Raw genomic sequence first — 25,167 nt, 5'->3', positions numbered from 1 at the left:
GGATAAAACCATGATAAAAGTAAAATTGATTCACAGTCGTATAGGCTGTAACCCGGCTCAACGTAAAGTTTTAGATGCTTTAGGGTTACGTCATACATATATGGAAAAGACTTTTAAAGATAATCCTGCCGTACGCGGAATGCTCAATAAAGTTAAACATTTGGTTGAGGTAATAAACTAATGGAATTACATGAACTTTATCCATTTGCTGAAGAACGCAAGACCAGAAAACGCGTAGGACGCGGTTCAGGTTCCGGTCTTGGTTGTACAGCCGGTAAGGGTAATAAAGGACAAAATGCTCGTTCTGGTGGTGGGGTAAGACCCGGCTTTGAAGGCGGTCAAATGCCTATTCAACGCAGACTTCCAAAACATGGTTTTAGCAACTATTTGTTTAAAGCCGAGTATTCTATTATTAACTTAGATCGTTTATCTGCAGCCTTTGAAGGTGTTAGCGAAATTAGTCTTCAAGATATTTATGACCGTGGGCTTGCTAAAAAAGGTAGCTCCGTAAAAATTCTTGGAAGCGGTGAAATTGCTAAAGCCGTTAAAGTTGAAGCACACAGCTTTAGTGCTTCAGCCAAAGCTAAAATCGAACAAGCCGGCGGCAGTATAAAATCTATTGAAGTCGTTAAAGCTTCTTAACTTTTGTGAAAGTTTGAGGATTGGTGAAGCGTGTCTAACCCAGGAACAGATAAGTTCGGTAAACAACAATCAGAACTGCTAAGTAAAATTCTTTGGACTTTAGGGCTACTGGCTGTATATCGTATTGGTATTCATGTCCCTGTTCCCGGTGTCAATATCGAAGCACTAAAATTAGTCTTCGAAGAGGCAGCCAGAAGTACAAGCAACTTAGTCGGTATGATTGATATGTTTTCCGGCGGTGCTTTGTCTCAACTGCCTATTTTTGCCTTGGGTGTTATGCCTTATATTTCTGCATCTATCATAATGCAGTTGCTTCAGGTTATCTTTCCTGATTTAAAACGCATGGCAAAAGAAGAAGGTGCGGCAGGGCGGAAAAAGATTACTCAATATACTAGATACGGTACAGTTTTTATAACTGCTTTACAGGGTCTTGGTTTGGCTATTACTCTCGAAGGAATGCAAACAGGAACGGCTGTTCCGGTTATTATGGATCCGGGTTGGAGTTTTAGACTTATTACGGTTATTACCTTGATTGCCGGAACAAGCTTTCTTATGTGGCTTGGGGAACAAATTACCGAAAAAGGAATAGGAAACGGAATCTCTCTTATTATCTTTTCCGGAATTGTTGCCGGTATTCCAAGAGCGATAACAAACTCTGTTTCTCAGTTTTCCGCCGGGGATATGTCGATTCTTATCCCTGTTGTTGTCTTGATAATTATGGCTGTTGTATTGATTTTTATTGTTTTTGTAGAAAGAGGGCAACGCCGTATCCCTATCCATTATGCCAAAAGGCAAATTGGAAGAAAGATTGTTGGCGGACAAAGCACTCATTTACCTTTAAGAATTAATACAGCCGGAGTTATTCCCCCTATTTTTGCTTCAAGTTTGTTGATATTTCCTGCGACTATTGCAAGTATTTCTTCAAACGAATGGGTAAAAAACATTGGTGCGTATATAGCTCCCGATACCTTAATTTATAATATAGCTTTTATTGTTCTTGTCGTATTATTTTGTTTCTTTTATACAGCGATTATTTTTGACCCAAAAGATATAGCCGAAAATTTAAAGAAACAAGGTGGCTTTGTTCCCGGTATAAGACCCGGGGTGAATACGGCAGAATATATTAACCGTGTACTTTTACGCATTACTCCTTGGGGTGCCGCCTATATTTGTTTGGTGTGTCTACTTCCTTTGATTTTGCGTATATATTTTAACTTACCTTTTCAATACGGTGGAACAAGCCTATTGATTTTAGTAGGTGTTGCGATGGATTTTATGAGTCAGGTTCAATCTCATATGATCTCAACCCAATATGAAAGTTTATTGGGTAAAACAAAGCTTAAACCTCGCTATTAATTTTAGGTTGTTAAATGAAAAAGTATCGTGGTATATTTCTGAAAAACGAAAAAGAAATCGCAATAATGCATGAGGCGAACAAGATAGTTTCAAATATTTTAGATATTTTTGAAAAAGAAGTTCGCCCCGGCGTTGAAACGATGCTTTTTGAAGAAATAGCCCAAGATGAATGTCTTAGTAATGGCGTTAAGCCGGCATTTCAAGGCTATTGCGGTTACCCTTACGCGATATGTTGTTCGGTTAATGAACAAGTAGTTCACGGGTTTCCGTCAAATCGCACTCTTTTGGAAGGCGATATAGTTAGCTTTGATATGGGTGTTGTTTTAAACGGTTTTTTTGCTGATTCAGCACGAACTTTTACCGTCGGGGAAGTTAAACCTGAGGTAGAAAAGTTGGTTGCTGTTACCAAAGAAGCTCTTTGGAAAGGTATAAAAAAAGCCGTTGTAGGCAACTCATTGTCAGATATTAGTCAGGCTGTTCAAGAACATTCCGAGCAAAACGGATATGCGGTGATACGCCGTTTTGTCGGTCATGGCATTGGCGTCGCCTTACATGAAAAACCCGAGATACCTAACTTTGTATCAAGGGGAATGGTTGATGTTCCATTGCAAAGTGGAATGGTTTTAGCTATTGAACCCATGTTAGCCATGGGTACCCATGAAGTCGAGATCCTCTCCGATAAATGGACAGCTGTTACAAAAGACGGAAAATATTCCGCCCATTTTGAACACAGCGTTGCAGTTACACCGAATGGTCCTTTGGTTTTAAGCCACTGGGCAAAAAATCAGTTATAAATGTATTATCTAATTTTGTTGACGAATAGTTGAGATAGTGCTATTACTCAACGTTGTTACAAAAGTCTTTATTTTTTTTTGTAAAGACACGATAATTATGGAGTGATCATGAAAGTCAGACCTTCAGTTAAAAAAATGTGCCCCAAATGCAAAATTCTTCGCAGAAAGGGCATTTTGAGGGTGATTTGCGAAAACCCCAGACACAAACAACGTCAGGGATAAGCGAAGCAGGAGTTTTACGTGGCAAGAATTGCAGGAATTGATCTGCCCAAGGGCAAACGTGCCGATATTGCTCTTACTTATATTTATGGGATTGGTCGTGCTAGCGCCTTGCGTATCCTTGATGCGGCAAAAGTAGCTTGGACTCGTGGCATCGACGATCTCAGTGCAGATGAAATTAACGAAATCCGTAAGGAAATCGAACAAAGTTGTAAGGTTGAGGGCGATTTACGTCGCGAAGTTTCATCAAACATAAAAAGATTGATGGAAATAGGTTGTTATCGTGGACTTCGCCACCGCAAGGGTTTACCTTGTCGTGGTCAAAGAACTAAGACAAATTCTCGTACTCGTAAAGGACCACGTCGTGGTACTGCCTCTAATAAAAAGAAGTAGAGCTGAGAATTTTTTCTTATCCTAAGATAAATTATTAGAGAAAACCTAAAACTGGATAATCCAGTTATTCAGCTTTAAGAGAGTAAGTACATGTCAGCAGCAAGACCCAAAAGAGCGGTCAAGAAAAAAGAAAAGAAAAATGTTCCGGTTGGCGTAGCCCATATCCAGGCAACATTCAATAACACAATAATTACTTTTACAGATACTCGTGGGAATACCGTGAGCTGGTCAAGTTCGGGTCAAAGCGGTTTTAAAGGTTCTCGCAAGAGTACGCCTTTTGCTGCTCAAGTCGCAGCAGAACAAGCCGCACGCAAAGCCCAAGAAAACGGTATGCGTACCGTTGGTATATTTGTTAAAGGTCCGGGATCCGGACGTGAAGCAGCGATGCGTGCAATTAACAGTGCAGGCTTTAAAATTGCTTTTATTCGGGATATTACCCCCATTCCTCACAACGGTTGTCGCCCGCCTAAGCGACGCCGCGTCTAGTTAAGGGAGGATCTGATTTTGGCTAAGTATAATGATTCTAAATGCCGCTTGTGCAGACGCGAAGGAGCTAAGCTCTTTTTAAAAGGTGATCGTTGTTACACTGATAAGTGTGCTTACGACCGTCGCCCTTATGCCCCCGGTCACGCCGGTCGCGCTCGCAAAAAGCTTTCTGATTATGCCTTACAATTGCGTGAAAAACAAAAAGTGCGTCGTGTTTACGGCGTTCTGGAACGTCAATTTAGCAATTATTTTGTTAAGGCAGATATGGCAAAGGGTGTTACTGGTACTAACCTGCTTTCCTTCTTGGAACGCAGACTTGATAACGTAATATATCGTATTGGTTTTGCTAACTCTCGCTCTCAAGCGCGCCAGCTAGTAAGACACGGTATCTTTACTTTAAACGGTCGTAAGGTTAATATCCCATCACTATTGGTAAAAATTGGCGATCAGCTTTCTATTCCTGAGAAAAATCGCAAAATTCCTGTAGTGGCGGAAGCACAAGAAGTAATTGCTCGTCGTGGTTGTCCTGCTTGGCTCGAGGTTGAAGCCTCAGCGTTTAAAGCGACAGTAAAAGCTTTACCACAAAGAGATGATATTCAGTTCCCAATCAACGAAAGCCTGATAGTGGAGCTTTACTCCAAGTAAGCGGGGTTGATATGCTCATAAAACAAGGTGACAGATTGATTAATAAGCGAAACTGGTCTGAGCTTGAAAAGCCGGAACAGATTATTCGCACCAGTGATCCTTCTGATGTCCTATATGGCAAATTTATTTGTGAGCCTTTTGAAAGAGGCTATGGAATAACAATAGGTAACTCTTTGCGTCGAGTCCTTCTCTCTTCTTTACAGGGTGCAGCTTTTGTATCAGTAAAGGTTAGCGGAGTTCAGCATGAGTTTTCTACTATTCCGGGTGTACTTGAAGATGTTACGGACATCGTTCTAAACTTAAAACAAGTACGTCTTTTTATGGATACGGAAGAACCTCAGCGTATTGAGCTTAAAGTTAAGGGTAAGGGTGTTGTTACTGCGGGTAATATCGAAGTAAATCAACACCTTGAAATCTTAAACCCTGAGCAACATATACTTACTGCAACAGATGATGTAGACCTTTTATTTGAACTTGAAGTGCGTATGGGTAAGGGCTTTGTTACTGCCGATATGCATGAAGGTCTTTCTGATGAAATTGGTCTTATAGCCTTAGATGCAAGCTTTTCGCCTGTGCGTAAGGTTTCTTATGCCGTAGAACAAGCACGTGTTGGACAAATGACCAACTATGACAAGCTTGTTTTAGAGGTTTGGACTGATGGTTCTGTTTCCCCTGATGATGCTATTGCATACAGTGCAAAGATATTAAAAGATCAAATGTCTGTGTTTATCAATTTTGATGAACGTGGAATTATCGAAAGTAGCTCAGGTACAACAGGACGCAGTGAATTAAATGAAAATCTGTTTAAGCATATTGATGATCTCGAACTTTCCGTTCGGGCTACTAACTGCTTAAAAGGTGCTAATATCTCTACTTTAGGAGATTTAGTCCAAAAAACAGAAAATGATATGCTTAAATTTAAGAACTTTGGTCGTAAAACTTTAGATGAAATTCGTAAAGTTCTCGCTGACTTAAGTCTTGATTTTGGCACAAAAATAGATAATTTCGATAAGAAATATCAAGAATGGAAGAGGAATCAGCAAAATGAGGCACAGTAACACCGGCAGAAAGCTAAGCCGAAGCGGTAATCATCGTAAAGCGTTGTTTCGCAATATGACTAAAGCCCTGTTAACTTATGGCAAAATTCGTACTACCGAAGCAAAAGCTAAGGAATTGCGTAGTGTGGTGGAACCTCTTATTACACTCGCTTTGCGTGATGACTTACACTCTAGACGTTTGGCTTATGATTTTTTAGGTAATCACCAGATGGTTCAAACTCTGTTTGCAGAAGTTGCACCGCCTTTTAAAGGTGTTAATGGTGGTTATACTCGTATTACTAAGTTGGCTCTTCCCCGTAAGGGCGATTCTGCCCCAATGGCAGTTTTAGAACTAACTAAAGAATCAGTAAAAACAGAAGCTTAATTACTACTGTAAAAAAACAATAAAAAGGGTATATCTTAATTATAAGATATACCCTTTTTATTTAACTATATAAAAATTTAAGATTATTATTAAAAAATTGCAAAAATATAAAAAATAGTATTTAATCCTTTTTGTTTTTATGAATAAAATTTTAGAGTACGGTTAAATATGAAAGAAGTTGAAATTTTTACTGATGGGTCTTGTTTGGGAAACCCGGGCGCCGGGGCTTATGCGGCGATTTTACGCTATAACGGCACAGAAAAAAATATTGTGGGCGGTTTTTCTTTAACCACAAATAATAGAATGGAAGTAATGGCGGCGATATCTGCTCTTGAATTGTTAAAAGAACCTTGCAAGGCAACGATTTATACAGACTCTCGTTACTTGTGTGATGCGATTGAAAAAAAATGGTTGAAAGGTTGGCAAAAAAACGGTTGGAAAACAGCCGCCAAAAAAGCCGTTAAAAACCAAGATTTATGGGAACGTTTGGCGATTTTATTAGAAAAACACCAAATACGTTTTGTGTGGGTCGAAGGACACGCCGGACATATAGAAAATGAAAAATGCGATGAACTCGCCAGAACAGAGGCGGCGAAAAAATCTCTTCCGCCTGATTTAGGTTTTGAACCGAATAAATAAATTTTGCCTGAAAATAAATGAAATATTTTAAATAATAAAATTAGTATGATGTATAAAAACACAGAATCCTTGCAAGTTGTCAAAGCTTCTCGAATATTTCCTTTTCGCAAAGAAAAAATCGCCAGAGGAAGAGAAAAGCTATTTGCTCCGACAGAAGTTTTGGATAATGCTGTTATTGTGGCTAAAGACGGTTGTATTCTTGAAGTAGAAACTTGGTCTGATTTTAAACGTCGTGCAAATATTAAACCCTATCAGCTTAAAGACTTAGGTGATGTCAGTTTGGCACCATCTTTTACAAATGCCCATTGCCACCTTGAATTATCACATTTACGGGCTGAATATAATTTAGGCTTAGTTCAAGGACAAGGCTTTGTTCCTTGGGTAAAAAGCTTGTTGATTGCTGTTGATCAAGGGAAAGGCTTGGCTCAAGAAAGTTATAAGCAAGCTATCTCTCAAGCAATCGACGACTTATTGATAAGTTATACTCAGGCTGTTGGAGATATAAATAGTGGAAATTGTTTACAATTAAGCAAACAATTAAGTTTTGTGGGAATTAACGCCCACTTTTTTTTAGAAAGTTTTGGATATGGGGCTGAGTCTATTCCCTCTTTTTGGCACGATTTACCCAAAACGTGGACGCAGGCAAGAACGGAAAGGGACGTTAAAGAGTCTTTGTTTCAGGCAAGTGTTTCCGGGCATTCTTTATATAGTTGTTCTATTGAAAATTTGCAAAAGGCAAAGGCTTTGTGCAATGTTCAAAACAGTATTTTTTCCATGCACTTAGCCGAACATAATGATGAACTTGAATTTTTGCAGACAGGCAAGGGGGCTTTAAGCGAACTTTTATCCGTGCGTGTTTTACCAAAAAACTTTACGCCTCCTCGTTTATCTCCTATACTTTTGGCTGATAAGCTTAGTTTGCTTGATGACAAAAGCTTGGCTGTGCATTGCGTGCATTGTACGCCGAGTGAAATTGCTTTAATGGGTGAGAGGCAGGTTTTTGTTGCTTTATGTCCAAGGAGCAATGAATTTATCGGGGTTGGTGAGGTTGATTTACTCGCTTTGATAAACTCCGGTGTTGCTCTTTGTCTTGGAACGGACAGCATTGCCTCAAATAATGATTTGAATATGTTGAATGAAATTAACGCCTTAAAAAAATTAGCTCAAAAACAAAAGATTGAGTTACCTTTAAGAACAATAATACGCATTGCGGCTTTAAACTCGGCTTATGCCTTGGGTTTTATAAAAAATAAAAAGTTTGGGCTTGGTAGACTAGAGAAAGCTTATAAATTTTGTTATAGTATTTTTGAGAATGAAAATTAAATATATTTTTTTAATATTTTAAACCAGTTATGGTGTTTTTATATGCAGACACAAAGTTACGTTTGGAAACATAAAGATTTAATCGACGTTACTGCTTTAAAAGAAGCTGATGTAATGTATCTCTTGGATAATGCAGAACAATTTTATGAGCTTAATACTCGCCCGATCAAAAAAGTGCCTACTTTACGTGGTAAAAGCGTAATTATGTTTTTTGTCGAACCGAGTACGCGTACAAAAACTTCTTTTGATGTAGCAGGGAAACGCCTTTCAGCCGATACTTTTTCTTTGGCAAAAAGCGGAAGCAGTATCAGTAAGGGAGAAAGCCTTAAGGATACTGCGTTAACCTTGGAAGCTATGACGCCAGATGCGATTGTTATTCGCCATTCTGCCAGCGGAGCGGCACAATTTTTAGCAGAACGACTTGATTGTTCAGTAATTAACGCCGGAGACGGTTGGCACGCTCACCCGACCCAGGCCCTGCTCGATTGTTTCTGTTTGCGTCGTTATTTTAAAAGTGATTTTACCGATAAAAAAGTTTTAATTTTGGGCGATATTGCTCACAGTAGGGTTGCCCGTTCCAATATACATCTTTTAACAATGCTTGGAGTTAAAATTAAGGTTTGTGCTCCAAGCACTTTACTGCCAAGAGGGATAGAAGAGTGGGGCGTTGAAGTATTTACTGACTTAGATAAGGCTTCTAAAGATGTTGATGCGATTATGTGCCTGCGTCTTCAGTTAGAACGTCAACAGGCGGGTCTTTTACCTGATTTGAATGAATATTCCAAGCGTTATTGCCTAACTCAAAAACATCTTGAAAACTCCGGTAATATTGTCAAAGTTTTACACCCCGGACCTATTAATCGAGGTTTAGAAATTTCTTCTGAGTTGGCAGATTCGCCGGAAAGCTTAATTTTAGAACAGGTGGCGGCCGGTGTTGCCACTCGCATGAGTATTTTATTTGCCTTATTGACTCGTAACGAAAAAGTATAATTTATCTTTTTTAGATATAAGAATATATTAAAACTATTGCAAAATAATGATTCTGATTTGATTCAACGTAGTTAAACAGCTGAGGAATTTTTTAATGTTTACAAATAATCTGCTTTTAAAAAATGTAATTTTAGCCGGAAATTCCGAAGGGCTTAAAGACATTTTGGTTTTAGACGGAAAAATTAATCGGGTCGATAAGGTCGGAGTAATTAATCATACTGAAAATACTCCACACTATGATGCCAAAGGTTTATTGTGTTTTCCGAGTTTTATTGATGCCCATACGCATATGCGTGAACCTGGTTATGAATATAAAGAAGATATTCAAAGCGGTTTAACGGCGGCGGCTTATGGTGGATTTAGTGCAATTATGTGCATGGCAAATACCAAGCCTTGTAATGATTCGGCGAGCGTTACTCGTTTTATGCTTGAACAAGCGAATAAAGCTTTTCCTCAAGGTCCTTTTTTATACCCTGTCGGAGCTTTGACAGTTGGACTTAAAGGAGAAGAATTGGCTCCTTTGGCGGAATTGAAAGAAGCCGGTTGCATTGCGTTTTCCAATGACGGTCGCCCTATGGAAAATTCCGATTTGTTTCGTCATGCGGTGGAGTATGCCGCTGATCTAAATATGTTGGTAATTGATCATTGTGAAGATTTAAGCCTTGCCAAAGGCGGGGTTATGAATGAAGGCATTAGTTCGGGGCGTTTGGGCTTAAAAGGTCAACCTGTTGTTGCCGAATCTTTGCATGTTGCCCGTGATATTTTAATGGCGGAATATTTAAACCTTCCTGTTCATTTAGCTCATATTAGCACTGCACAATCAGTTGAGTTAATACGTTGGGCAAAAAAACGCGGAGTTAAAGTAACGGCCGAAACTTGTCCGCATTATTTATTGTTAGATGATACTGCTTTAAGCGGATATGATGCCAATTATAAAGTCAGCCCGCCTTTACGTTCGATTAATGACGTGGTTGCTTTAAGTTTTGGACTTGCCGAAGGGGTTATTGACATAATGGTTACTGATCATGCTCCGCATGCGGCTCATGAAAAAGAAAAAACTTTGGACGAAGCACCTTTTGGTTTTACAGGATTGGATTTAGCTGTTAGTTTAAGCTTTGAACTTGTTAAAAAGGGAATTATTTCTTTAACTCGCATGGTTGAAATTTGGTCAACGGCTCCCGCCTCTTTATTTAACTTGCCGGTTAATAGATTTGAAGTTGGCGATCCTGCTGATTTCTTTTTATTTGACCCTGATGAAAAGTGGGTTGTTGGGCGTGATACTTTAAAATCAAAGAGCGTAAACACCCCTTGGCTTGGCGAACAGATAACCGGGCGAGTTAAACAACATTGGCTCTCAGGGCGTCCGCTTATAGCTTAGATAAGTAATTTAAGGAGATTTGATTAATGAATTCAGCTTATAAAGAAGCTTTAAGTATAGCAAAAATTTTAATGCGTAACGGCTTTGATGCTTATGTTGTAAATGCAAAGTTACAATCAGAAATATTGGAAGCGAGTGAAGAAAACGGAATAATGCCTGCGGTTGATATTGCCTGTAAGGCGAGTTTTGATGATTTAAAACCTCTTTTTTCCTCTTTAAATTCTTCTTTTGACCTTGGGGTTGTGGGCGTTTTGGAAAGCAATAACGTGCAGATTACCTTTTATAGTTTAAATAGTGCCGATTCTGCCAATCCTGAAAATCTTTTTATCTGGATAACTCCGGGTATGTTAAAGCGTATGCAACAAGCGGGCATGGCAAACGTTGGCTTATCCAGAGGTTGTACGCCGATCAGCCAGAATGAGTTTGAAGGTTTTAATGATTTTTCAAGTGGTTTTGTTAGTATAGTCGGACTTCCCGAACAGACAATAAAACGTGATTATTTATTGGGTTTACGTGCCTTGCGTTATGCTGCCAACTATGAACTTCCGATTGAACCGCTTACTTGGATGGCGATATTAAGAAGTGCCCAAGATTTGCTTGATTATACTTCGCCAAATGACTTTATAAAAGAATGGCGTTTGGTTGAGCCAAAAAAAATGTGGAAATTTGCCCAACTACTTTTTGACGCTCATATTTTACACGGTATTATTCCTGAAGTTTCAGCACTATCAAGAGTTATGCAAACCAGAAACGATAGTTCTGATGCGACTGAAAATGTTTTTGATCATACTATCGCTTGTATGAAACATTATCCTCAGGGCGAGTGGGAAGATGATTGGCTTGGAACTTTTGCCGTATTTTTCCATGATGTAGGTAAGCTTTATACAGCCGACTATTTTAGAGGTCTGTGGACTTTTTATCAACATCATACTGTTGGAGCTCAAATTGTAAGGAGTATTCTTAAACGTTTGAATATTCCTGCTGATGAAAGTGCTGCAATTTGCCACTTAGTAAAACATCATATTGCGTTTTCTTTTACTTTAACAGACCGTGGTTTGCGTAAGTTTAATCAGATAGATGACAATAAACGTATAATGGCGATGTATCAGGCTGATATTAAATCCAGAGACGGAAGTTATACGGCATATAATCATAATATCAAATACCTTGAAAAAGCTTTAAACCCAGAGTCGATGAACGAACCTCTTTTAAACGGTAATGAGATTATGGATTTTAGTGGCTTTGAACCCGGTAAAGAGATAGGTGAAATTCGTGATGCTTTGTTAAAAGCTCAAATATCCGGTGAGGTAAAATCAATTCCTGATGCGGTTGATTTTGTTATGGCACTGGTTAAATCAATAAAAGAAAAAAAGAAATAGTTTTAGATAGATTTACATAAAAAAAAGAGCGGTATAATTAAATTACACCGCTCTTTTTTTAGTTTGTTTTATAGAATATTTTCATTAAGGTTCAGGCTGTCTAAAACTTCTTTAACTATTTGAGTTCGACTTTCTATTCTGTTGTCTATTAAAGAATCTTGAGTTTCCAGTAAAATTCCACCGCTTTGAATATTCGAGTCTGCTTGTACTCGCCATATTTTTAAGTCGGGATATTTTAAAGAAGCACTACTTATAATATCATTAATAATAAATTCATCATCAGGGTTAACCTTAATAATAACATTATTTCTATTATCAAGTTTGAGCATTGCCTCTCGGAAGAGCTTTTCCAAAACAAGTTTCTTTTCTTCTGATAATTCATAAGCAAGAATTTTTTCTACGGCTTGTTTGGTTAAAATTACCAAATCTTCTCTATATTTATCAAAGATTTTAGAACTTTGTCCTTGTATGGCTTCAATCACAGACCCTACGTTTGCCCCAAGCTCTTTTCTAAATTCTTCAAGCTCGTTTTTAGCTTCGCTTAAACCATCAGTATAGCCTTTTTCTTTGGCATCTTTATAGAGTTGTTCAGATTCTGCTTTCGCATCTCTAATAATCTCAGTAGCTTTAGCGATAGCTTGTTTTTTGATACGTTCCAAATATTCTTTTTCTGTTTTTTCGTCCCAGATTTTTGCATTTGAACTACCGCTTAAGTTTTTTAGCGATACTTCAAGCAAGGGGTTTGGTCCCATAAAAACCGTGCTTGAACCATGTGTTTTTGAAGTTTGATTTATTGGGACAGCAGCCTGATTTAACGGCATTGCCTCTGTATTAATATTTTGATTAGACAAAGACATCACCACCTCCGCGGCTAACAACGACTTTTCCTTCTCCCTCAAGTTTGCGAACGGCTTTAACAATATTTTGTTGTGCCGCTTCAACATCAGCGAGTTTGGTTGGTCCCATAATTTCAAGATCTTCTCTGATCATTGCGGAGGCACGTTCGGACATATTCTTAAAGAAGATTTCTTTTAATTCATCAGAAGCACCTCTGAGTGCCATAGTCATATCTTCGTTTGAGATTTCTTTTAAGAGTTCACGTACAGAACGATCATCAAGCGCTTTGACATCTTCGAATACGAACATGAGGTTTCTGATGTCTTCTGCCATTTGAGCGGCTTCTTCTTCGATTTCTGCCAAGACTTCTTCTTCGGTTGCCCTGTCGCATGAGTTAAGTATTTCGGCAACAGATTGAACACCACCGACTTTGCGTCCTTCTTTTCCGCCCATGGCAATAACCTGACTTTGTAATACTTTATCAACAGCGGCGAGCATTTCATCAGAAACAGCTTCTAATCTTGCCAAACGCATTAATATTTCTGAGCGAGAACCGGCAGGAAGGTTTTGTAATAAACCTGATGCTTGTTCCGGTGCTAAGTGTCCGAGTAAAAGAGCCAGAGTTTGCGGGTGTTCGTTCCTTAATATTTGAGCAAGGAAACGAGGGCTGATATTGGCTATATCTCTAAAAGGAGCAGTACTTGAACTTAAACCAAGCGTATCGATAACATACTTGCTTGTATCGCTGTCAAGGTTTTTCAAGAGTAAGCGTTTAACAGTCTCAGAACCACCGCGTACTTCTTCGCGTCCGCTGATCATGCTATAATGAAACTCTCTTAAAACAGCTTCTACTTCTTCTTTGGGTACAACATCAATAGCTACTATGGCTTTTGAGATTGCGGCAATTTCTTGACGCTCCATACGTTTAAATACTTCTGCTGCAAATTTGTCGCCTAAGGTTAATAATAAAACAGCGGTTTTTTGTAATCCGTTTAAGGTGGAGTTATTATCGTTTTGCACCTTTTGCTCCTTCTGGTTCTTTTGACCATTGGCGAATAATGCTTACAGCTTGTTCCATGTTTTGCTCAGAGAGCTGGAGTGCGTGTGCTTTAATATCTTCTATTTTTTGAATTGCTTCAAATACTTCAGATTCGGCTATTCCCTCAATAAGGGCTAAGCGTTCTTCGCCCATAGGTAAACCTTCGAGCCCCTCAAGCATTTCGCCTTCGACTTTTGGTCTAATTAGAGCCAAGACCACAGGGCGTACAACCATTACAAGGAAGAGGAAGATAAGCAGGGCGTTTAAGAATGGCTTGCCAAAGCGTAAGGCGTAATCAGACATTACTTCGCCAACACTTAAATCAGGTAAAGATTCGCTTTCTGAAAAAGCAATACTGCTAACTTCTATACTGTCTCCTCTTGCACTGTCAAAGCCAACAGCCGAGGCAATTAAAGACTTAATGCGTTTCATTTCTTCATCTGAGCGAGGGCTGAAAACTGTTTCGTTGGTATCGGGGTTTGTGTTATAAACTCCGTCAACAATAACGGCAACACTTAATCTTGTTATTTCACCGACTTGACCGACTATGCTTTGTTCTTCTTTGTTAATTTCAAAGTTGGTGGTACGAGATTCACGGTTGCTAGCTTGGTTGCTTTGTCCGTTTCCGAGTCCATCACCTCTAAAGTTAGTTTCCGGAACACCGGCATTTAAGTTTGATTGCCCTTGGGTTGATTCTTCGCTTCTTTGTTCAGAGCGTACAACGGTTTTATCGGGGTCAAAAAGTTCTTTTCTGAATGTACGTTGGCTAAAATCGAGGTCGGCGTTAACCTTAGCAATTACTTTTCCCTGACCGATAATGGGGGTAAGCATTTCCTCAATGCGGCGTTCTATACTTTGTTGTACTGATAATCTATGATCAAGTTGAGTCGAGCTTGTTCCGACTAAGCTTCCGTCTTCTGCCGGTTCAAATAAGATTCTTCCGCCTGAGTCCGCTACTGTGATGCGGTTTCTATCCATACCTTCAACAGACATGGTAACTAAGTTAACGATAGCTTGAACTTCTTTTGGGTCTATTTTTGAGCCTTCTCTGAGCTTTATAACTACTGATGCAGAGGGTTGAAGTTTTTCTTCAACAAAGAGGCTACGACGTGGAATAACAAGGTGGACTCTGGCTGATTCAACGCTTGGAAATTCTGAAATAGTTCTTGCGAGTTCGCCTTGTAAGGCTCTTTGATAGTTTATTTTTTGAATAAAATCGGTTTGTCCGACTTTTACATCGTTAAATATTTCAAAGCCAACGCCTTGTCCTTGAACAGTACCTTCTCCGGCTATTTTCAATCTTGTTTCATAAACCAGATTTGAAGGAACGCTAATGGTTGTTCCCCCGTTTTCAAGTCGATATGAAACTTTTTCTGCCTGCAACACTTTCACTATGCGTCCGGCATCTTCTTGTGCCAGATTACTATAGAGTACTTGATAGTCGGGTTGACCTACCCACCAAACCAAAGCGGCAAAAGCAACAACAAAGGCGACTGCCAAAAAACTTATAAGAAAACGTTGAGAGGTCGTAAAACGAGACCAAAAATTTTTAAGTTGTTCAAGCACTGTATTAAAAGACATATGACGTACTCCACAGAAGAAAAGATATATTGACTTTTTAAGTTAAACTATTGGTTAATATTAATTAAAACTGAACCTTGCTGAGTTCACGATAGGCGTCCATCAGCTTATTACGTACAGCCGTTGTCATATTCATGGCTAAGCCGGCTTTTTGTAAAGCAATCATCAATTCATGAACATTTTGTTGTTCACCAGAGGCAAAAGCTTCTATCATGGTATTTTTTTCTCGTTGCATATTATTGACGGTATTTAGAGAACTTTTAAAAGTTTCTTCAAAGCTGTTTACCGGTATGGTTTTAGTTTGCAACATTTGAGAGCGGTTAGATCTATCTGCTCTGTCAAAATTTGCCTGAGCTTCGGAATAGGCTTTTAGAGCCGTATTTTGTGTGTTATTGTTAAAACCCATGTTGTCCTCCTTTATCTACCTATTTCTAAGGCTTTGTTATACATAGCTTTAACGGTATCCATCGTCGCTACGTTGGCCTCATAATTTCTTTGAACAGTCATCATGTGTGCCATTTCTTCAACTACGTTAATATCGGGATATTTAACTATTCCGTCTTGGTTGGCGTCCGGGTGTCCGGGTTCGTATATTTCTTTTTCCGGTCTTTTGTCGGCGACTATATCCATTACCCTTACGCCTTTTAGTTCTCTGTCTAAGGCACTTTGCATTTGTCGACTAAAAGAGCTGTCTACATCTGTTGCCGCCATAACTACCGATTTTCTGCGATAAGGTCCGCCTTCGGCTGTTCTGGTTGTTTTAACGTTGGCAAGGTTCATGGAAATAATATTTAAGTAGGTACGATCAGCAGAAAGAGCAGAAGCACCTATATCAAGAGCAGTCATAAAGTCCATTATTTTTGTCCTTCTTGTATGATGTTTTTTACACCGTCATAGCCACTTTTAATTACGGTTGTGAGTGTGTTATATTGTAGAGAATTTTTAGCCATAGCCGCCATTTCTTTATCTAAATTAACAGCATCAAGACCATCAATGACACGTGGTTCAAACTGTGTATTTAAGTCTGCTTCAAAAGTGTTGGGGTTAAATACTGACGGTAGGTGGCGTGGAGAGGTTCGACTCATTTTACCTCTTGCATCAATTCCCAAGGCTGATTGAAGTTCTTTTTCAAAATGAAGCTCTTTTGACTTGTATCCCGGGGTCTGTATATTTGCGAGGTTACTCATGACAACATTCTGACGCTCAAGTTGCATGTCGAGAACTCTGCCTGCAAGAGCCAAGTGGGGTTCAAATAGTGTTTTCATGTGCTTTATCCTTTGCGTTGCGGAAAAAAGTTCCGTTTTTTTATAAACTTACGCAAAATAGAGAAGCAAAAAGCGTTCCAATTTGATAAATCAAATAAAATCAATATGTTGTCTGAAAATTATTTTATAACAGTGTCAAAATACAGGCTGTTCGCTATTGGCACAAGAAATGCTCTTTTCTATATATCAGTGAAAGTTTGGAATACTTTTCCTAGTGCCAGCATTTTATGTCAAACCAATAAAGTATAACATTTAAGTATGAGGGGAAACACAATGAGCAATCATATTGATTATGAAATTAACAAAGAATTGGGCGAATGTTATTTACACATGGGCGATTATGATAAAGCTGAAGAATATTATCAAAAAGCTGCCCAGAGTGCTGATGATATTGCAGCTCCTTTTTTAGGTTTAGCAACTATTTATGTGCAACGTGGTGATTATGATGCTGCTTATGCCCAATACAGTAAAGCCGCCGGCATTGAAAAAAGTGATAAAGCTTTAGCCGGAATGGGTTTAGTACAAATGGAACGCAAAGATTATGATGCGGCCTATGCTAATTTTAAACAAGCCCTTGAAATTAATCCTGAAAACATGGTTGCTATGAACTGTTTAGTTCAAATTGCTCATGTTCAAGGTCGCTTGTCTGAGCTTGTAACTGTTCTTGAAAACTGCTTAAAGATAAAAGAAAGTGATGCTGTAAACTTTACTTTAGCCGGTTGTCTTGTCGCTTTAGGGCGTAAAGAAGAAGCAAAAAAATATTTACAGGCGATTATGGCTCAAAACCCTAAACACGAAGCCGCACAAACCCTGCTTGCAAATATTGCCTAATTATTTATATTTTTAAATTTTGTTTTAACCTGCCAGCCTAAGAAAAAGCTTAGACGGTTAAACGCATACGAATAACCCATAAGAGGAATATGGCAAAAAAGCCGTAAAAATTCCCCTCCCCAATTGACTCTCCGTATATTTTGAGCTGGCGCCAAATATCGGGGAGTCTTTTTTAGTTGAGCATAAAAAAATTGTTTTGCCAAAATTTTATCTTGCAACGTGTGATACCGAGTGTTTGATAGATTGCTTCGAGTTTATTGGCGTGTCCAAAAAGTTCGCCTTGATAACGTTTGGGGATAAAAATTTTATTAATTTTGCTTTTATGTAAGGCTTTATAATAGATAATTTTTTGACTTATAAAAGCTAATAAAGCTTGGCTTCTGATAATTTGCCCAAGAGCGGGGTGGTTTAATCCTGCTATTGTTGCTTTTTCAAGCTCGGGTTCAGGAGACAAGCCCATGCGGATAATTGTTATTTTATTTTCCCACGCCATTAATTGAGCTTGACTGAATAAGATTGTGATTAAGGGAAGGTTCCAAATTTTAAATTCTTTTTTCTGCCAAACCGTCTCAAGCTCGGCACCTTTGATTACCTGACAGGGATAAAGGCGTAATGATTTTGGTTTGAGCCTTTTGACCCAATCAAGGTCGTTTAAAAACATGGTTGGGGTTTGTCTGGGTAAGTTTGGTAAAAGCTGAATACCCAAGTTTAAGCCGGAGTTTTTTACTATTTCACAGGCACTTATTGCCTGTTTTGCAGAATAGCCCCTGCGAACCGCATTGAGAACTTCGTCAGAAAAACTTTGAATGCCAAGTTCGATCATGCTTAACCCAAAACTTTTTAAGGTAATAAGCCAATCTTTTTCGATACTGTCTGGTCTTGTGGAACAGCGAATATTACTTAAGAAACCGTTTTCAACATTGTTATGATATTTTTGTGTCGTTTTTAAAAGGGCGAGTTGAGCTTCGTTTGGCAGGGCGGTAAAAGTTCCGCCATAAAAAGCGAGTTCTACGTTTTTATTTTTAAGAGTCTGAGTTTTTTTTTGATATGCTGATAAAAAAATATCTAAACGTTGAGTTTCGTCTTTTAAATTAAAAGGTTTAAGCGTTTTTATACCTGTTTGTTTTTCTTGAGCACAAAAAATGCATCTTTGTTTGCAACCGGCATAAGGTAAAAAAAACGGCAAAATAGTTTCTTTTTTTTTATTGTCCGGAGCGTTGAAAAACATAGATAAGCCTTTTGTGTGTGATAAAACTTTTAATTGTTTTAATATATGGTAAATATTTAGTTTGTGTTATTAAAAAGTTAGTTGAGAGTATAGCTTACAGTAAGAATTTATTTTCGTAAATAGGAGAATAATGCTTGCCAGTATTGATAAAAAAATATAATAATACCTTATATTATAATGAATATTGTAGAATCTAAAGGGATAAAATGCAAAAACAGCCATTAAACCAAGATTGTATTTTTTGCAAGATCATATCAGGGATTATTCCTTCTTCAAAGGTTTTTGAAAATGAAACTATTTTGGCATTTTTAGACGTAAGTCCGATTAAACCCGGGCATACTTTAATTATTCCCAAAGGACATTATGAAAATCTTTTAGACTTGCCCGAACAATATTATTCTGAATTAATTAAGATTTCTCAGAAAATCGGCAAAAGCATTATTGAGAGCGGTTTAGGAACAGGCTTTAACTTAGTGCAAAATAACTTTCCTTCTGCCGGGCAAGTAGTAATGCACGCTCATTGGCATATTATTCCTCGCAATGATTCTGATGGGCTTTATTGTTGGGCGGGCAATCAATATAAAGATACAAATCAAATGCTTGAAATTGCAAATAAACTTTCAAGTTTAATAAAATAATAAGGGAGAAGTTACTATGAATGCAACGACTTTAACAAAGGCTGATTTAGTAGACGGAATTTACGAAAATGTTAATCGTAACCGTGCTGAAGTAAAAGATATTGTTGAAGATTTACTCAACATTATGAAAAATTCTATAAAAAAAGATCATGCCTTGTTAATTAGCGGTTTCGGAAAGTTTGAAGCTTACGGAAAGACTGCTCGCAGAGGCAGAAACCCTCAAACTGATGAGTCTATTACTTTACCTCCGCGTAAAGTTGTTGTATTTAGACTTTCTCGTAAGTTTAGAGAAGAGCTAAACGGCTAATTTTATTATAAAATAAAAGCTTGTTATAAGATTTTTGGCTTTATCCAATAGTCATTCTGCTGGTGTTGCCTTTTGTTGCGTTGTCTTTTGTTGCGTTGTCTTTTGTTGTATTTTTTTATAAGAAATACAAGATGTGGAGATGTTATGGGATTTTTTAGCAATTTATTTAAGAAAAAAGAAACAAAAAACTTAGATCAAACAAATGACAACAAGCAAGCCTCTGTACAAAACACTGATCAGAATACTGTTCGAGCCGATAATAATAAACTCTTAACTCCGCCAACAATGGATGAATCTAGCGATTTTAAAATGGTTATGGAGGTACACCCGCTTGCCGGTAATCTTTGTATTGCCTTGCCTGTTGAATGGGTACCTTTTGAAAGCGATAGGTTTAGAGCCAAAAATGCTGATGGTTCTGTTTTAGTTTCTGTTTCAGTCTTTTCTATTAGTCCGGAACAGGCGGCTTCTTTTTCTTCTAGCGATTATATTCAAGACCAACGTGGATTATTCCAACGTTTTGTTGATGAAGGCGGTTATGAACCTTATGATGACTTTCATGCCGAAGATACTTTTGTAATGCAAAGCTTTAAGGTTGATGAGGAAACTCAATATTACCTTCATATGCTTTTGCAAGCTGATGAATTGTATTTGATCAATATTATTATTCGTAATGTTGGTGATTATTCCCTGAAAATGCGAACGACCATACAAGCAATAAAAATGAGTATCGCTCCGTGTTAATTGAGACTATTGCACAATAGGCTCAAAGTGGCTTTCGTCAGAAAGACACTCCAAAACAGAGTTTTGCAATGGTGTTAATTTGATAAAAGTTAGTCTGATAAAATAAAAAGTCCGCTATAAAAACGCTTGGTTTTATAACGGACTTTTTTTATATTTATTTCATGTGGTTATAAAAAGGGGCTAAGTGCCTCTTTTCCTTCTCTGGTTAAAATAATATGCTTGGCTTTTATTTTTGAACCGCTAGTTTTTATGGCATTTTCTACCGCAGCAGCCAACCCTCTGCAACAAGGGACTTCTACTCGTAAAACAGTACACGAACGCATATTGGCATTTTTAAAGATCGCCTCAAGTTTTGGCTGGTAATTATCAAAGTTTTCAAGCTTTGGACAAGCTAACAGCAGAACTTTGTGTTGAAGATATTCCGCATGAAAGTTTTTTGCCAAAGCTACCGCACAATCTGCACAGATTAGTATATCGGCATTTTTCAAAAACTCGGCGTCAGGGGAAACAAGGTGTATCTTAAAAGGCCAGTTATTGAGACTGCCGTTAAGTTTTTCCCCTGTTTTATCAAGAGGCTTGTTTTGTGCCGTGCTGAGGCAACTTTGTGTTTTCTTTGTCTTTAAATATTCAATGGTTGCTTTTTCGTCAAAAGCTTCGGCTTTTCGCTGAATTACTTTTAATGCACCCGTTGGACAATGACTTAAACAGGCACCAAGCCCGTCGCAATAGATTTCTTTAACAAGTTTTGCCTTGCCGTCGATAATTTCTATTGCCCCTTCCATACAACCAAGTACACAAAGCCCGCAACCGTTACAGAGTTCTTCATTAATTTCAACAATATTGCGTAGTTGTTTCATTTTAAATATGTCTTATGACTTTTTAAATTCAGTAACGAGCGAAGAAATAGATTCGTTAAGTTGTGATAACTCTTCTACTAATTTGGTTGCATCAACCATTAACTCTGTGTTTTCGTTAGCAAATCTGTGAATTGCCGACATGCCTTGGTTTATTTCTTCACTTGCTTGCGATTGTTCTTCGCTTGCCGTGGCGATAGATAATACTTTATCTGAGGTCGCTTCGGCTATTTTTACAATATCAACAAGGGCTTGTCCGGCTTCTTTTGCCAGATCTGAACTTTTCATTACAACCACGCCGGCTTCTGACATAGTTTGTATGTTGTTGGTTGTGCTTTTTTGAATTTCTCTGATAACGTCGCCAACTTGTTTTGTGGCTGCCATAGTTTTTTCGGCGAGTTTTCTAACTTCATCGGCAACAACGGCAAAGCCTCTTCCGGCTTCTCCGGCTCTGGCTGCTTCTATCGCCGCATTAAGAGCCAGTAAGTTTGTTTGATCGGCAATATCTGTAATAACAGTCATGATTTGACCTATTCCTTGGGCTTGTTCGCCTAGGACATTCATTTCTTGAGACATAACTTGTGCCTTTTGACTGACCTCGTAGATAGCTTTTATTGTAGCGTCTACAATACTTGAGCCTTTATCGGCATTTTGTCTGGTTTCTGAGGCACTATTTGAGGCTAAAGAGGCGTTTCGTGAAACCTCGATTACCGTACTGGTCATTTCATGCATGGCACTTGAAGACTCGGCAAGTTTGATACACTGTAACTCTGAGCCTTTATGGGCTTGAATAACTTTTTCTGCTAAAATATGTGCAGTATTGTTGGCTTGTTCAACGATATTTTCGAGACTATCCGCTGCTTGTTGCATTCCTTCTTTTTTAGCTTTTTCTGCTTCTAAAAGTGCCTGATTGGCTTTTTCAGTAGCAGTTTTTGCATGTTCAAGGTGCATTTGGACTTCTTTATTTTTTTCTTCTGCACTTTTCAACATAGTGGTGATATTATCTACCATATTGTTGAGACCGGTTGAAAGAATACCGATTTCGTCGCCTCTGTTTAATTCAAGAGGTAAGGTATCTTTGCCGGCTGAGAAGTTGTTAACAAAGGTAGAGAGTTGAATAATTGGTTTTGTAATAATTTTTGACATGATAAGCCAGAAAATACCAGCTAAAACAATAGCAAAAGCAACGCCGATATAAGTTATATTTAGAGAGTTTTTTGTAGTTTTTGCTAGTGTTTCTAGTGTTTTATTTGATTCTGTTTGCAGGATATTTCTAATTTTCGTAAAAATTTCGCGCAGCCCTGATAAGTTTTTTAGAGTAATGTCTTCAAAGGTTTTTACCGATTGCACGGTGTCCCCTGCTTCATGAAATTTGATGATAGTAGGAACACTCTGGTGCATGGCAGAATGGTAGGCTTCTATGTTTTTTAATAAAGGAATAAGTTCAGGGAAAAGTTTTTCGGCTTCTTTTCTGCCTTCTCCGTAATACCAAACTCCAAAGGCACATTTATGAGGGTCTTGTTGCACAGAGAGGGTTTTTTTGTCATTGTTGAATACATATTCTTGTACGGAATTCACCCAACGCAGGTGGTCTATTTCTCTTCCGAGAACGTTTTTAATAATTTCTTGTGCGGTATTATTGCGTTCTATGCTTTGAGATAAGTTTTTACTGTTTACAATAAAAAGACCTGCCATAAACATTATAACTAGTAATAATGCAAAGAAGATAAGGCCTATTTTTTTATTAATGCCAAAACTTGTTGCCATATTTTTAACTCCGGTGTGTGTAATTTTTTATATGATGGTTTAGATTAAAATATACTTTTTTTTGTTTTTGTAAATGGGAATAATTATTGTTTATTCACTAAACTGGGTTGAATCTGGTTGGTTTTTGGGGCAAAAGGTTATTTCTTTGCCTATCAACCTATTGTATTCACTTCCTTTATATATGATTGAAATCGGGCGATCAGACGAGACAACAATTACGACAACATCAGGGTGTCTGGCGCTAAAGCGTAAAGCACTGTTATAACGAGCTCCGCGGCCTCTGCATTCTTGTGCCATGCTTGGACCGTCTAATAAACTGGCAAAGCTTAAAAGTTGAGCCTCTTTATTGATATGTAACGCACCGTCAATTTTAGCAAAAGAGGCACTTAAAGAGATGTTTTCGGGAATTTTTAAGTCTAGCGGGCTGGTGAGTGATAAACCCGAAATATAAGTTGGTGGTTCGCCTAAGTCTAGAACAATAGAACAGCCGTGTTTTCTCCCTTGAGCATATTCGACAATATTAAAGCTACAGTTAAGCAGGGCGTTGGCTTCTTCTTCCGAAAGTTGAAAGGTGTGTAATAAGCGTTCAAGCGTATCTAAGTTTGGTCGACGATTTGTTCCCACAAAACCACTTTCAGTAAAAGCACAAATGGTTTTATTATCAAAACGCAAAAATCCAAAACGCCCTTTAAAATCAGCGACCACTGTTCCTTTGGGTAACTGGCTTTGGCTTATTCCGACTATTGTTGTTCCGTCGGAAATTAGTAAACGTGTAGAACCTTCAACCGCTTGTATGAGCTTGCGACAATGTTTTATATCTTCGAGAGTTGGTTGTTCATGGCTTGGAAATGACGCCATAAAATTTACATGATCAATAACGCTTGGGTCTACAAAGGCTATTCCGCCTCTTGCCCAAGCCCCTTCTTCTCTGGTGCTTGCGATATTTATTATTGTATCTAAAATATTATAAAAAGATAAAGCAACGTCCATTCCGAGTGCTTGGGTTCTTAAGTCGCTTAAATGGTCTCTTACTGCGTGCATGGCGTAACTTTCTATTGCCAAATTTGAGATATTTTCACGCAGATTTTTTTTGTCCATAATATCAAGATGTAGCTGGCTTGCGGCAAACTCAAGCCAACGCAAAATAGGTTCTTTTGAACACAAGTCAGATTGTCGCTCGACTATCCAATATTGCATGGCGATATGTTTCATATTACAGCCAAAACTGATAGTATTTGCAATTTTTAAATTTGGAAGGAGGTTATAATCGAGGTTTGTTATCCAGTTAGCTTGCTTTAACTCTTTTTTAAGGGTTGGAGATTTTAAAAAACGCTGTATTTGCTCTGTGTTTTCGTCTAATAAACCGCTAGGATCATAGATTTCAGGCGTACTGTTATTTTTTAGTTTAATGATTAAAGCGATACGGTTAGAGCCAAAAAATACGCCCAGCCCCCTTGATAAGGCGGCAAGGGTTTGAGCGATAATACGTTTATGTTTTTTTCTTTCCATGAGTTTATTATATGTTTGAGTTAAAAAAATCAGTAATTACACGATGTTTAGGGAGAACAAAGAATAAAGCCTAATAAGATTAATGGTGAAATAATAGCATTAATGTAAAAAAAAGCTATATTTACTTTTGATAGATTTGTGTGGCTGACTAATTTGTGTTGCCAAATCAGAAGACCACTCACAGTAGCCATGATAAGATACCAGTAAAAATTAAGGTTTAACGCCAAGCCGGATAAAAGGAAAAAGATTATCGTATTTATATGAAAAAAACCGGCAAAAGTTAAAGCTGTGTTGAGTCCGTATTTTACCGGAAAAGAATTTAGACCTTGTTTTAAATCAAATTCAAAATCTTGGCAGGCATAAATAATATCAAAGCCCGCAACCCAAAACATTACTCCAAGACCGATTAAAATAGGGGTAAGAGTAAGTTCCGTTCCTGTTGCAAGCCACCCGGCGACAGGCGAAAGCCCTAAAATTAAACCAAGTATAAAGTGGCATAAAAAGGTAAAGCGTTTGGCATAGCTATATAATACCGACAGGCATAAAATAATTATTGCCAAGATAACACACTTAATATTCAATAAAGCCGAAAAAATCAAAAGCCCAACTCCCATGCTGAGGCTAAAGATAAGAGCTTGTTTTTTTGTTATTTCGCCGGTGACCAAAGGACGCATCAAGGTTCTTGGGTTTTCTGTGTCAATCTTGACATCAAGAATGCGATTTATACCCATTGCGAATGAACGCCCGCAAACCATAGCCAAGCTGAAAACAATAAAGGTCAATAAAGAGGGAAAGGTGTCTTGAGCCGCAAATAAGCCAAACCACGCAAAAGGCAGAGCAAAAATGGAATGCTCTATTTTAATCATTCTGCATAAAGCAAAAAATGTTTTTAGTTTTGTCATAC

The 25,167-nt window shown here is 38.1% G+C and carries 30 protein-coding genes; 19 read left to right on the top strand and 11 right to left on the bottom strand.

Annotation, left to right across the window (positions count from 1 at the left end):
• Positions 1 to 10: 10 nt before the first annotated feature.
• From rpmD to BT999_RS04085, 15 genes are all read left to right on the top strand, one after another.
• Positions 11 to 181 (top strand): 50S ribosomal protein L30, encoded by a 171-nt coding sequence (gene rpmD, locus BT999_RS04155; RefSeq protein ID WP_072696508.1) that lies wholly within the window; start codon positions 11 to 13, stop codon positions 179 to 181.
• Positions 181 to 642 carry a 50S ribosomal protein L15 gene (rplO, locus tag BT999_RS04150; RefSeq protein WP_072696507.1) on the top strand — a complete coding sequence of 154 codons (462 nt, stop codon included), beginning with the start codon at positions 181 to 183 and terminating at the stop codon, positions 640 to 642. Before rpmD ends, rplO begins: the two co-directional genes overlap by 1 nt.
• Before the next feature lie 30 nt (positions 643 to 672).
• A complete protein-coding gene (gene secY, locus BT999_RS04145) occupies positions 673 to 1,998 on the top strand; it encodes a preprotein translocase subunit SecY (protein WP_072696506.1) in 1,326 nt (441 codons plus the stop codon).
• A 14-nt stretch (positions 1,999 to 2,012) separates the two neighbouring features.
• On the top strand, positions 2,013 to 2,792 hold the full coding sequence (map, locus tag BT999_RS04140) for a type I methionyl aminopeptidase (RefSeq protein ID WP_072696505.1): 780 nt from the start codon (positions 2,013 to 2,015) through the stop codon (positions 2,790 to 2,792).
• A gap of 108 nt (positions 2,793 to 2,900) precedes the next feature.
• Positions 2,901 to 3,014, top strand: coding sequence for a 50S ribosomal protein L36 (gene rpmJ / locus BT999_RS04135; RefSeq protein ID WP_072696504.1), 114 nt, complete (start codon positions 2,901 to 2,903; stop codon positions 3,012 to 3,014).
• An 18-nt stretch (positions 3,015 to 3,032) separates the two neighbouring features.
• On the top strand, positions 3,033 to 3,404 hold the full coding sequence (rpsM, locus tag BT999_RS04130) for a 30S ribosomal protein S13 (RefSeq protein WP_072696503.1): 372 nt from the start codon (positions 3,033 to 3,035) through the stop codon (positions 3,402 to 3,404).
• 90 nt (positions 3,405 to 3,494) lie between these two features.
• Entirely contained in the window at positions 3,495 to 3,890 is a 396-nt protein-coding gene (rpsK, locus tag BT999_RS04125) for a 30S ribosomal protein S11 (protein ID WP_072696502.1), read from the top strand.
• An 18-nt stretch (positions 3,891 to 3,908) separates the two neighbouring features.
• Positions 3,909 to 4,535: a 30S ribosomal protein S4 gene (gene rpsD, locus BT999_RS04120; protein WP_072696501.1), complete on the top strand. Its 627-nt coding sequence runs from the start codon at positions 3,909 to 3,911 to the stop codon at positions 4,533 to 4,535.
• 11 nt (positions 4,536 to 4,546) lie between these two features.
• Complete coding sequence (locus BT999_RS04115) at positions 4,547 to 5,593, top strand: DNA-directed RNA polymerase subunit alpha (RefSeq protein ID WP_072696500.1); 1,047 nt, start codon at positions 4,547 to 4,549, stop codon at positions 5,591 to 5,593.
• Positions 5,580 to 5,957, top strand: a complete 378-nt coding sequence (gene rplQ, locus BT999_RS04110) for a 50S ribosomal protein L17 (RefSeq protein WP_072696499.1) — start codon at positions 5,580 to 5,582, stop codon at positions 5,955 to 5,957. The genes BT999_RS04115 and rplQ overlap by 14 nt, the downstream gene beginning before the upstream one ends.
• Before the next feature lie 168 nt (positions 5,958 to 6,125).
• Positions 6,126 to 6,596, top strand: a complete 471-nt coding sequence (rnhA, locus tag BT999_RS04105) for a ribonuclease HI (RefSeq protein ID WP_072696498.1) — start codon at positions 6,126 to 6,128, stop codon at positions 6,594 to 6,596.
• Positions 6,597 to 6,641: 45 nt separating this feature from the next.
• Entirely contained in the window at positions 6,642 to 7,919 is a 1,278-nt protein-coding gene (locus tag BT999_RS04100) for an amidohydrolase family protein (protein WP_084650581.1), read from the top strand.
• A gap of 42 nt (positions 7,920 to 7,961) precedes the next feature.
• A complete protein-coding gene (locus BT999_RS04095; RefSeq protein WP_072696496.1) occupies positions 7,962 to 8,909 on the top strand; it encodes an aspartate carbamoyltransferase catalytic subunit in 948 nt (315 codons plus the stop codon).
• 94 nt (positions 8,910 to 9,003) lie between these two features.
• Positions 9,004 to 10,287 (top strand): dihydroorotase, encoded by a 1,284-nt coding sequence (locus tag BT999_RS04090; protein WP_072696495.1) that lies wholly within the window; start codon positions 9,004 to 9,006, stop codon positions 10,285 to 10,287.
• Between the two features lie 26 nt (positions 10,288 to 10,313).
• Positions 10,314 to 11,666 carry an HD domain-containing protein gene (locus BT999_RS04085; RefSeq protein WP_072696494.1) on the top strand — a complete coding sequence of 451 codons (1,353 nt, stop codon included), beginning with the start codon at positions 10,314 to 10,316 and terminating at the stop codon, positions 11,664 to 11,666.
• A 68-nt stretch (positions 11,667 to 11,734) separates the two neighbouring features.
• Here the strand turns inward: BT999_RS04085 and BT999_RS04080 are convergent, their stop codons facing one another.
• The 6 genes from BT999_RS04080 to flgB all read right to left on the bottom strand — a co-directional run bounded on the left by BT999_RS04080 (position 11,735) and on the right by flgB (position 16,388).
• Positions 11,735 to 12,523, bottom strand: coding sequence for a FliH/SctL family protein (locus tag BT999_RS04080; RefSeq protein ID WP_178139310.1), 789 nt, complete (start codon positions 12,521 to 12,523; stop codon positions 11,735 to 11,737).
• Entirely contained in the window at positions 12,510 to 13,523 is a 1,014-nt protein-coding gene (fliG, locus tag BT999_RS04075; RefSeq protein ID WP_072696493.1) for a flagellar motor switch protein FliG, read from the bottom strand. Before fliG ends, BT999_RS04080 begins: the two co-directional genes overlap by 14 nt.
• A complete protein-coding gene (gene fliF, locus BT999_RS04070) occupies positions 13,510 to 15,123 on the bottom strand; it encodes a flagellar basal-body MS-ring/collar protein FliF (protein ID WP_072696492.1) in 1,614 nt (537 codons plus the stop codon). The genes fliG and fliF overlap by 14 nt, the downstream gene beginning before the upstream one ends.
• A gap of 64 nt (positions 15,124 to 15,187) precedes the next feature.
• Positions 15,188 to 15,529 carry a flagellar hook-basal body complex protein FliE gene (fliE, locus tag BT999_RS04065; RefSeq protein WP_072696491.1) on the bottom strand — a complete coding sequence of 114 codons (342 nt, stop codon included), beginning with the start codon at positions 15,527 to 15,529 and terminating at the stop codon, positions 15,188 to 15,190.
• An 11-nt stretch (positions 15,530 to 15,540) separates the two neighbouring features.
• On the bottom strand, positions 15,541 to 15,978 hold the full coding sequence (gene flgC, locus BT999_RS04060; RefSeq protein ID WP_072696490.1) for a flagellar basal body rod protein FlgC: 438 nt from the start codon (positions 15,976 to 15,978) through the stop codon (positions 15,541 to 15,543).
• Entirely contained in the window at positions 15,978 to 16,388 is a 411-nt protein-coding gene (gene flgB / locus BT999_RS04055; RefSeq protein WP_072696489.1) for a flagellar basal body rod protein FlgB, read from the bottom strand. The genes flgC and flgB overlap by 1 nt, the downstream gene beginning before the upstream one ends.
• Before the next feature lie 273 nt (positions 16,389 to 16,661).
• Between flgB and BT999_RS04050 the strand changes: the two genes are divergently transcribed.
• Positions 16,662 to 17,219, top strand: coding sequence for a tetratricopeptide repeat protein (locus BT999_RS04050; RefSeq protein ID WP_072696488.1), 558 nt, complete (start codon positions 16,662 to 16,664; stop codon positions 17,217 to 17,219).
• A gap of 172 nt (positions 17,220 to 17,391) precedes the next feature.
• Here BT999_RS04050 and BT999_RS04040 read toward each other — a convergent pair whose 3' ends face one another.
• On the bottom strand, positions 17,392 to 18,447 hold the full coding sequence (locus tag BT999_RS04040) for a radical SAM protein (RefSeq protein ID WP_072696486.1): 1,056 nt from the start codon (positions 18,445 to 18,447) through the stop codon (positions 17,392 to 17,394).
• 206 nt (positions 18,448 to 18,653) lie between these two features.
• On the opposite strand from BT999_RS04040, the gene BT999_RS04035 reads away from it, so the two are divergent.
• From BT999_RS04035 to BT999_RS04025, 3 genes are all read left to right on the top strand, one after another.
• On the top strand, positions 18,654 to 19,085 hold the full coding sequence (locus BT999_RS04035) for an HIT family protein (RefSeq protein WP_072696485.1): 432 nt from the start codon (positions 18,654 to 18,656) through the stop codon (positions 19,083 to 19,085).
• A gap of 16 nt (positions 19,086 to 19,101) precedes the next feature.
• Positions 19,102 to 19,392, top strand: coding sequence for an integration host factor subunit alpha (locus BT999_RS04030; protein WP_072696484.1), 291 nt, complete (start codon positions 19,102 to 19,104; stop codon positions 19,390 to 19,392).
• Positions 19,393 to 19,536: 144 nt separating this feature from the next.
• A complete protein-coding gene (locus BT999_RS04025; protein ID WP_072696483.1) occupies positions 19,537 to 20,133 on the top strand; it encodes a hypothetical protein in 597 nt (198 codons plus the stop codon).
• Positions 20,134 to 20,300: 167 nt separating this feature from the next.
• On the opposite strand, the gene BT999_RS04020 is transcribed toward BT999_RS04025, so the two are convergent.
• The 4 genes from BT999_RS04020 to BT999_RS04005 form a co-directional block, all read right to left on the bottom strand.
• Positions 20,301 to 20,990, bottom strand: a complete 690-nt coding sequence (locus BT999_RS04020; protein WP_072696482.1) for an ATP-binding protein — start codon at positions 20,988 to 20,990, stop codon at positions 20,301 to 20,303.
• Between the two features lie 12 nt (positions 20,991 to 21,002).
• Positions 21,003 to 22,754 (bottom strand): methyl-accepting chemotaxis protein, encoded by a 1,752-nt coding sequence (locus tag BT999_RS04015; RefSeq protein ID WP_072696481.1) that lies wholly within the window; start codon positions 22,752 to 22,754, stop codon positions 21,003 to 21,005.
• 90 nt (positions 22,755 to 22,844) lie between these two features.
• Entirely contained in the window at positions 22,845 to 24,263 is a 1,419-nt protein-coding gene (locus BT999_RS04010; RefSeq protein ID WP_072696480.1) for a DNA integrity scanning protein DisA nucleotide-binding domain protein, read from the bottom strand.
• Between the two features lie 47 nt (positions 24,264 to 24,310).
• On the bottom strand, positions 24,311 to 25,165 hold the full coding sequence (locus BT999_RS04005) for a 4-hydroxybenzoate octaprenyltransferase (RefSeq protein WP_072696479.1): 855 nt from the start codon (positions 25,163 to 25,165) through the stop codon (positions 24,311 to 24,313).
• Between the last annotated feature and the right edge of the window lie 2 nt (positions 25,166 to 25,167).

Source organism: Desulfovibrio litoralis DSM 11393 (assembly GCF_900143255.1).
In the GTDB taxonomy this organism is placed as follows: Bacteria; Desulfobacterota; Desulfovibrionia; order Desulfovibrionales; family Desulfovibrionaceae; genus Frigididesulfovibrio_A; species Frigididesulfovibrio_A litoralis.
Note: the sequence above shows the minus strand (reverse complement) of the source record. Positions and strands in the feature narration are given on the sequence as shown.